Annotated in this window: 7 protein-coding genes and 1 rRNA gene; 2 read left to right on the top strand and 6 right to left on the bottom strand. The window is 34.0% G+C overall.

Translation table 11 applies throughout. The annotated features are described in order from the left end of the window. A 5S ribosomal RNA gene (rrf, locus tag AC1DKZ_RS32200) occupies positions 1-112 on the top strand; the annotation flags it as partial. A 14-nt stretch (positions 113-126) separates the two neighbouring features. On the opposite strand, the gene AC1DKZ_RS32195 is transcribed toward rrf, so the two are convergent. The 4 genes from AC1DKZ_RS32195 to AC1DKZ_RS32180 all read right to left on the bottom strand — a co-directional run bounded on the left by AC1DKZ_RS32195 (position 127) and on the right by AC1DKZ_RS32180 (position 4,039). Next, positions 127-1,203 carry a glycosyltransferase WbsX family protein gene (locus tag AC1DKZ_RS32195; protein WP_476997916.1) on the bottom strand — a complete coding sequence of 359 codons (1,077 nt, stop codon included), beginning with the start codon at positions 1,201-1,203 and terminating at the stop codon, positions 127-129. Between the two features lie 215 nt (positions 1,204-1,418). Beyond that, a complete protein-coding gene (locus tag AC1DKZ_RS32190; protein ID WP_476997915.1) occupies positions 1,419-2,291 on the bottom strand; it encodes a class I SAM-dependent methyltransferase in 873 nt (290 codons plus the stop codon). A gap of 26 nt (positions 2,292-2,317) precedes the next feature. After that, complete coding sequence (locus tag AC1DKZ_RS32185; RefSeq protein WP_012260218.1) at positions 2,318-3,040, bottom strand: class I SAM-dependent methyltransferase; 723 nt, start codon at positions 3,038-3,040, stop codon at positions 2,318-2,320. 204 nt (positions 3,041-3,244) lie between these two features. Beyond that, positions 3,245-4,039 carry a sulfotransferase family 2 domain-containing protein gene (locus tag AC1DKZ_RS32180; protein WP_476997914.1) on the bottom strand — a complete coding sequence of 265 codons (795 nt, stop codon included), beginning with the start codon at positions 4,037-4,039 and terminating at the stop codon, positions 3,245-3,247. A 308-nt stretch (positions 4,040-4,347) separates the two neighbouring features. On the opposite strand from AC1DKZ_RS32180, the gene AC1DKZ_RS32175 reads away from it, so the two are divergent. Beyond that, positions 4,348-5,292, top strand: a complete 945-nt coding sequence (locus AC1DKZ_RS32175) for an NAD-dependent epimerase/dehydratase family protein (RefSeq protein WP_404493564.1) — start codon at positions 4,348-4,350, stop codon at positions 5,290-5,292. A 40-nt stretch (positions 5,293-5,332) separates the two neighbouring features. Here AC1DKZ_RS32175 and AC1DKZ_RS32170 read toward each other — a convergent pair whose 3' ends face one another. Continuing rightward, a complete protein-coding gene (locus AC1DKZ_RS32170; RefSeq protein ID WP_219300578.1) occupies positions 5,333-6,109 on the bottom strand; it encodes a class I SAM-dependent methyltransferase in 777 nt (258 codons plus the stop codon). A gap of 66 nt (positions 6,110-6,175) precedes the next feature. Beyond that, positions 6,176-8,107: a glycosyltransferase gene (locus AC1DKZ_RS32165; protein WP_476997913.1), complete on the bottom strand. Its 1,932-nt coding sequence runs from the start codon at positions 8,105-8,107 to the stop codon at positions 6,176-6,178. Positions 8,108-8,660 lie beyond the last annotated feature (553 nt).

Genomic DNA, 8,660 nt, shown 5'->3' with positions numbered 1-8,660 from the left:
GTGATGATGGCAGAGAGGTCACACCCGTTCCCATACCGAACACGGAAGTTAAGCTCTCTAGCGCCGATGGTAGTTGGGACCTTGTCCCTGTGAGAGTAGGACGTCGCCAAGCAACTTTAAGACGAGTCAGAATGACTCGTCTTTTTTGTATGCTTTCATACCTCTGTTAATTGCCTGTTTAACTCCTTCTAAATAGGCGAATCCATGCCTTTTATCTGGTTCTAAGTAAGTACCTTCTGCCCATTCATTCCACGCATTAATAAATAAAAACTCGCTGTTGTAAAGAGAATAGGTACGCTGGATTTGTTTGCTTAAATATATCGTGAACTTCCTAGGGGTAGAACCTAGGAAGATGCTGCTATTTAAGTCTTTGCGGCGTGCTGTATTGTCCCAGTCAACAAAGGCACCAGGAAATGTTTTTTTCTCTGGAGGAGATCGCTTTAGTATATACATCCACACTTTATCATAATCCCAAGCGTTTATTTGTTTACCAGACTCATATATTGTCTTATTTATGTCTGAAGAGCTATCATGAGCAATTGTATAAAAAGGCTCGAATTGAATACTAGCATCAAATCCATTTATATTAGGAAGTGGAAAGCTGTTTAATGTTTCTGTAAAGTATATACCTTTCAAACCATTTTCTTGTGCGAGTGTATTCCAATAATGAAGCATTTGTTCACAATGAGGGATATGCCCGGGACGATAAATAATGAATAGTGGTTTATCGTCTATACGGATATATCTCTCATCTTGGAAAGCTTGCAATAAATACTCAAAGTGTTCTTTCCAATCCGATAATTCTCCATAATTTTGAGGCATTAATATGTGACTATCAAGACCATCCCAAGTTTTTGTCCACGGTTCATTTGCCCAAGAAAGGCAAAATGGAAAATCTGGTTCCTTCATCTTAAGTACCTCATTAAAGGGTGCCTCCAATAGCCTCTTCCCTTTAAACCAGTAATGGTAATAACAAAAACCATATATGCCATGTGCTTTGGCGATTTTTGCTTGCCATTTTCTTACGGATGGGGTGGTTAAGTCATAATAAAAATCTTGATAAGGTTCTCTAGGTTGGTAATGTCCTGAAAATAAAGGTCGTGCACTTTTAGTATTTGTCCATTCAGTAAACCCTTTCCCCCACCATCGGTCATTTTCTTTTATTTGATGAAACTGTGGTAAGTAAAAAGCGATTATTTTCAAGATATATCCCCCTTATGTTCTTCGTAGTTCAAGTGGTGGGAAGTTACTTTTGATTTTTCGAATCTAGTTAAAACATGAGATATGTTATTTACTTACTGTATTTATGCTGCATAATGAATTCTTTTGTGCAGTTTGCTTGATATGGAAATCTTTGATGATTTAATATATACGGCTGAGATACAAAATGATCTTCATTATACAATGAGCGAAAAGAGTTAATCTTTTTGGAGAACAAATAGAGCTTGGGGTAACCGGTTTGTATCATCAAAAAAGTCCTGTAGCTTTAAATACTTCTCATAGTGGTTTTTAATATAAGTTCTAGGTATAACGGTTTCCCCATAGAAGCTACTGTTTCTAACGTCTCCAGCTCCCGTAGGGCTGTGGATAAAATTGCCGCTTTCATAATCCGAGATGGCACGATTTATATCTGGAAAAGCTTGAGATAAAGTTTTATGCCACCCAGTTTGAATTAATTCAGGGTGTTCCTTGAATTGTTGACAGAAATCGAGAAAATAGCGTGCTTGTGTTGTTGCGATGAAGATTCCACCTGGACGAAGAATTCTTGAAAACTCCTTTATCCAATTTTCTGCGGTTTCTTCGGATAAATGTGAGAATACAGAATAAGCGAATATGATATCTAATGAATTGTCATTAATAAATTCTACAGGAGGTTGTGGGGGAGCTATTTTATACCTGCCTCTTCCTAACGTTTCGTTGCAAAGTTTAATCATTGCAGGATCTACATCAATACCAAGTAAATTTTTATGGCGAACATCTTTGAAAAAGAAGCGTATGATTCTTCCCCATCCGCAACCAAAGTCTAAAATTTTCCGTTCTTTATTCAAGGGAACGCCTAAATTATGGGCATATGTTTTTACAAGGCTATAAAACAAATATGCTTCATAAAGAGCATGTTCATAGGAAGCACCTACAAACTGTTGTTGAATTTCTTCGGAGGGGAACATAGGTACTGGGATGCCATTTATCTTTGTTTGTGAGCAACTTTGTATAAATAGATTAAGAAGTTCAACATCAGAAAGCGGGCTAACAAGGTTATCAAAATCACTTCCTAACTTAAAATTATTCATTTGTTAACCTCCAAATTATATAGTGCCTAAAAATCATTTTCGTGTTTTTCACTAATAAAAACATGTAGAAATTCAGCATCTAACCCCAGTGATCTATCCTTTTGTAAATAAACAATGGTATACATATTTGCATGTGTATAAATATATTCAATCATATCTTGACCCCAATCAAATGTTACTAAAGACCCGTTCTCATCAATAGGATTACCATGATAAATTGGCTCCTCAATATATTCGATTCCTTCTTTATTGATTCTTGCTCTTTGTAAAGTCTTTGTGAGTGTATGATACCAAGGGACAGTAAACACATGAGCGCCGCCAGGCTTTAATACACGCTCTATTTCTTTAAAGGCTTTGTTTGGCTCCATTACATGTTCAAAGACATCTTGAGTAATGAATAAATCAAAAGATTCATTTTGAAAAGTCATGTCTTCTAAGTTCTCGCATCTAATCCCTTGAAAGTATTGGCCGAGAGGGTAGTTTTTAAAGTATTGAGAATATGTATAGTTTTTGCAGTTTTTTATTAGTAGTTGAGTTGTAATTCCTCCAGGAGAGGATTCGTGGATATGATAGGAACCCCATTTTGGAAAAAATGTATTTAAAACATGAATTAGAGCGCGCTGCCTTGGTATAGAGTGGCATGTAGAACATAAGTAGTGATCTCTAAGCCAATCATTATGCTCTATAAATGTAGCTTTCTTCTCACAAATAACGCAATATCCATTATTGTGCTTCAAATTACCTTCCACATGACATCACTCCTGTGTAAAAAAATGCATATGACACACACGTCAACAATCAGCGAAATCAAAGAGAGTGGGTGGAAATTAGGGAACTCATAAAAGTGAGATTGGTAGAATGGAATAATTAGCGGGAGAGAACCCCACGCTAATTAAAGTTTCACTTTATGCTATGCGATACATTCGCTTTTATTCATTGAAGAATGTATCGACTTAGAATATCCCTTTTGTGTACGGATACATTTCAAAGTCTTGTGCATATATTTCTGTAACTAAATCCATGGTTTCTTTATCATAAAAGCTTTCATATGTTGGAAAGCGGGGGAAGGATGCATCTGTAATGCTAAGTTCTGCATAGCTTCCCGTATAAAGCATCTTATGAGCACGATGATGATCTGAATTTATAAGAAGCGCTAAATTTGATTTAGTCAAATCGTACGTGTGTTCTATCTTGGTGATTTGTGTATTAAAATCTTCTAAAGGAATATAGCATTGGATGAAGTTTTCTTCACCTGGGACGTATTGCTGACTAAAATGTATATCTATTGCTAGGGAATTGGAACCGAATGCTTGAACGTAATATAAAAATTGTTTAAATGATATTCCTTGATTACTATATTTGTCATTATAAAAATAATGCCGGATACTTTCCCATTGAGGGCTAGCATATGGATTGTCAGCAAGCAATAAAAAGGAGCTGACCGCCCTTGTATAGGGGTTTCGCACAAGTTTATAAACATCTTTTTTTGCTTCTAGAAGACCATTTTGTAACTCGGGTATGTAATTTGTATTGTTTTTATACACCCAGAACTCATAGTAATGAATAAAGTCATGGTATTTCTTTGCTTCAGGAAATAATCCAATTTGAAAAAAGAACCAATTAGCTAATGTGGTACATCCGCTTCTATGGCTCCAGAATAGTATAAGTGGAAAGTCTTTATGGAAATGTGGGATTCGATCTTTATGTAGCATTACATGATTTAAAAGCTCTTGATTTACATTTTTCATAAATTTAGTACTCCTTTTTGAAAGTTTTATTCACGGAGAGGGTTCTTTAAATAGAATAAACGAGTGAGAATATGGGAAAGGAAGTTTTTATTAATCCAATATATTCATGGAAATGAGTAAATATTATGAGTGTTTTTTGCGGTCATCTTGGATAAGATAGCGATTCTAAAATGAAAATATAAAATAAAGATAATGAAAATCTATAAGGAGCATACAATTATAAGAGGATGAATAATAGAAGTGACCAAGTTCATTTATTTGTATTTCTAGGTGTGACGAGTAAAAATTTTATTACTAGAGAGGATATTATGAGGAAGAATAATTATTTAATAGTAGGTGGAAATAGTTTCATTGGTATTAACCTCGCAATAGGTTTATTAAAACAGGGTCAAAATGTAAAAGTATTTTCCAGACATATAAATAATTTTCCTCAAAATATTATAAGTGAAGTTGAATTTATTAAAGGTGATTTAGCGAATGTTAAAGATATATATAAAGCTTTAGTGAGTGTGGATATTATTATTTATTTAGCTGCAACGTCTAATGTAGCAACTTCAATTGAAGATGTTTTCGGAGATATAAACAGTAGCTTTTTTTTTCTTAACTTCATGGAAAGTGTTAAAAATTTTCCTGTTAAAAAAATTGTATTAGCATCTTCCGGAGGCACGGTTTATGGTGAACCGGAATATTTACCTATTGATGAGGAACATCCATTAAAACCACTTTCTCCTTATGGAATAACAAAAGTATCGCTTGAAAATTACTTGTACTTTTATAAGAAAAAATATGGAATTGACTATGTTGTATGTAGATATTCTAATCCATATGGAAAATATCAAAATCCTTTAAAGAAAGTTGGGGCAATAAATTGTTTTTTGTATCAGCATCTCAGTAATGACAAGATTAATATATATGGGAATCCACAAGAGATTATTCGAGATTATATTTATATCGATGATTTAGTTGAAATCACTATACAACTATCACAATTAAATCGTTTGAAATCTTGTGTGTATAACATAGGGAGCGGAAGGGGTCTCTCTTTAAAGCGAATTATAGTAGAATTGGAGAAATTAACGGAAAGAAAAGTGGACTTTACCTGCTATAAACAAAGGCAAGAAAATGTTCAAAAAATCATTTTAAATATAGATAGAGTAAGACGAGAATGTAATTGGGAACCGAAAATAGATTTCAAAAGTGGAATAAGATTAAATAAGCTATGGATTGAAGAGTTCTTATATAGTAAAAAATAATAAGCCATGCCCTACTTTTGTATCAGTAGAGCGTGGTTTATTATTTTATTTCTTTTTTTATTACCCAAAGGTCTTGATGTTCCCACCAAAAACCTTCAGTGTATTTTTTGATGACAGGGTTATAGGGTAATAATTTAATTTTGTCACATACGTAAGAGGGACTAACGATCGTTTGCCCGTATTGATGAACATCTAAATCCAATTGTTCACTAGAAGGGAGAAACCAATAACCCTGTTTATTTAAATCTGGAAAGCTGAAGTACTTTTTACTTTGATAACCATGAGTTGTGAAAATGAGTAAGCCTTCAGGAGAAACAGCATTATACAATGTTTGAAGCCAACGAAACCAAGTTGTATCAGGCATATGAGAAAAAAAGGATAGACAAAAGACGATATCATACGTAGACGAGGCCAATTTTACTTGTTCAGGTTCAGGGTGAGATAAGATAGAAGAAGTATTTAATTTGTTTTCAATAAAAGTAATAGCCTCTTCATGTATATCACAGGTAGTTATACTTAAGTTCGTTTGTGGGTTTAATAAATGACGTGTTACGCAGCCATATCCGGATGCGAATTCTAATAATTTAATTGGAGTGTCTATAGGGGGATAAAAGGAAGTAATTAAATCTAAAAGTGTTTCTGCAGATTTTCTCCCATCTTGAAAATAATAATCTATCGCTTCTTTTTTAGATGGGAAGACTGGATTAGTGACAAGGAATTGAAAGATATGATCCTCTGGATGGATACTTGCATTTACATTGTATTTGTGTGCAATTTGAGAAAGCAAATCTTTATTTGCTTCTATAAATTCTTTCAAAGAGTAACCCCCCTTAAATGATAGTAACGTTTTACAAGAGATACTGATGGCGAAAAAAATATATCATTAAATCTTCAAATATGCTTTAAGGTACTTTCTATATGTGTACATTTTCTTTTTTGAAATGTCGTCGATAGTAAAGGTTTCTTTAATGAAATTCTGCATTTGTACAACTTCACTGTAATGGGAATATGAATCTTCTGTTCTCGTTACGCTATTTGTATGTCGTCTGTGATAGTTTAGCGGTTTTGGATTGAAATAAATGTTCCCCTCTTTAAGAATAGAAACATAGAAAAACCAATCACCAGCTACTTTAAACTTTTCTAATTGTTTTTCTGTAGTTTTTATATCTATGTTTTTAAAAACTACACTTGAGACATTAGGTATGGTGTTTTTGATAAGTAATGTATCTTGTATTTCATCTATCCCTTTTCGGAAATAAGAACTTTTCCATTTTTCTTTATCAATATCATTTGTGTAATCTAAATAATGATTGGCTAGGATATTTCCTTGTTCATCTATTTGTTTTGATTGTGTGTAGCTTAAGGTAACATCACGATTTATATGAAACCCTTGGATTACTTCTTCTAAAAATGTCTGATCACATAAGTCATCGGCCTCTGCAATCCAAATATAATCACCGGTTGCTGCAGAGATGCCTTTTATCCATTGTTTAAATACAGAACCAGAGTTTTTATCATTAATAATCTGCTGAACTTTTAGGTGGGGCTTATTTTCGTTTGAGAGCAGCTGTTCAAATATAGATACGCTATTGTCAGTAGAGGCATCGTCTAGGAAAATTAGTTCGTAAAGGGGATAGGTTTGGTTTAATATGGATTTAACTCGGTTAGATAAGTATTTTTCGTAATTATAGTTCGGTATGATTACGCTTATTTTTTTGTAATTATGATCAAGTAGGTTTAACAGTTGATAAATGTAATGAAGAAAGTTGAAATCTTTTTCAATAAGCTCCTGGCCAAAGCGCCCTTTTTGTAATCGTAAGTCTTCATCTCCAATAAATTCATATATTCTTTCCAGCACCTGCGGTAAATTTAAAAAGTCTACTAAGGCGCCAGTTTGTTCCGTAACAACATCTTCAAAACCTCCAGCGTTTTTAAACCCTATAACAGGGACTTTTGTATCTAATGCCTCTAAAACAACGTTTGGAAAAGGATCTTCTCTTGAAGTTAACAAATATAAATCAGCCCCGGCGTTATATAAACCGATATCTGGAGTAGGCTCAACTAATGTGAAATGTGCTGTATATCTTGGGGATAGCGTGTTAAAGAAATGAACATCCGTTCTCCCGACCCAGATAAAATGAATATTCGTATGAACCTTTCTTACTGAGTAAGCAATAAGTGAGAATAAATCTATCCCTTTCCGATGATCAGCGAAACCTACTCCTAAAATGATTTTGCTATCTAGAGGCAGGTTGTGTTTTTTTCGTAATTCGCTTCTAGCTTTTGCAATATTGTTCTTATAAGGATTGTGGTTAAACAAGCCTTGAGGGAGGATGTGACATTTTTGATGATCTAATTGGGTGATTGTACGGAATTTTTCATACACGTACTGTGAAGGGAAGACAATTTTGTAAGCAAACTGGGCAATGTTTCTAGCTTTCCCCTCGGCAGAGTAGTGTTGTATTAAATGCGGCAATTCATGTATTAATGAAATAACTTTTATATTGTGTTTAGCTAGTAATGCAACTATATCACCACTTATGACGGTACTACATATGGCGATGGTATAGTCTTGTGATAGTAACTTCTTTATTAATAATTCGACCCTTTTTTCTGTTGGGTAGTCTTCCTCTAGGCAATAAACAGGACCATACTTTTGAAAATCGTGGATTAAAATGCCCGTTCCAATAGAAATAATTGCGACGGAGTAATGAAAGTTTTCTTTAAGAGCTTTAATAGTATGTAAAGAAAGCAGCTGTGCTCCGTGGAAATGGGCATCATGGGATACATAAATGATCTTCTTATTAACATGCATTTCATAACGCCTCCTAAGTTAATTAGATTTTTAGTAAATGCATGGTGTATTTATAATTCCTAGAGAGAAGTGGTAGGAGATAATTGTGAATGCAGCTGGAATGTACTCGAAATAAAAAGTGCTACCTTTAATATATATTTGTTTGGCTTGCTATTCATTCTTTAGAAAGGTGTAAGTAAGAAAGTATAAACTGTCGATTATGAAAGTGATTGCACCAGTTTATTAATCTCTAGGAACGGAGTATAAATGAAGAAGGTTCAATACCCTTTAGAATTTATAAAATAAAAAGGATAAAAGGTATTGACGATTAGGATATAGAGGTGTAATATAGAACAAGTCGCCGATGCAATAACGCAGAACGCGGCAAACAAAATGAAAAACTTAGTTGACATTAACTAACGAAGATGTTAACATAAGGGAGTCGCAAATGAGCGACAGACAAGTTCTTTGAAAACTGAACGAAACAAACAACGTGAACGTCAATTTTTATTTTTAGATGCTAGACAAACTAACTTTATTGGAGAGTTTGATCCTGGCTCAGGATGAACGCTGG

This window comes from Bacillus sp. 05T21 (assembly GCF_056396785.1).
The sequence above is the reverse complement of the archived record's forward strand: the minus strand, read 5'-3'. Positions and strand labels throughout refer to the sequence as shown.

Excerpts from the sequence above, each read along its gene's own strand:
- AC1DKZ_RS32180 (WP_476997914.1), bottom strand. The coding sequence starts at position 4,039 with ATGAAAAATGTAAATCAAGAGCTTTTAAATCATGTAATGCTACATAAA.
- AC1DKZ_RS32165 (WP_476997913.1), bottom strand. The coding sequence starts at position 8,107 with ATGCATGTTAATAAGAAGATCATTTATGTATCCCATGATGCCCATTTC.
- AC1DKZ_RS32175 (WP_404493564.1), top strand. The coding sequence starts at position 4,348 with ATGAGGAAGAATAATTATTTAATAGTAGGTGGAAATAGTTTCATTGGT.
- AC1DKZ_RS32190 (WP_476997915.1), bottom strand. The coding sequence starts at position 2,291 with ATGAATAATTTTAAGTTAGGAAGTGATTTTGATAACCTTGTTAGCCCG.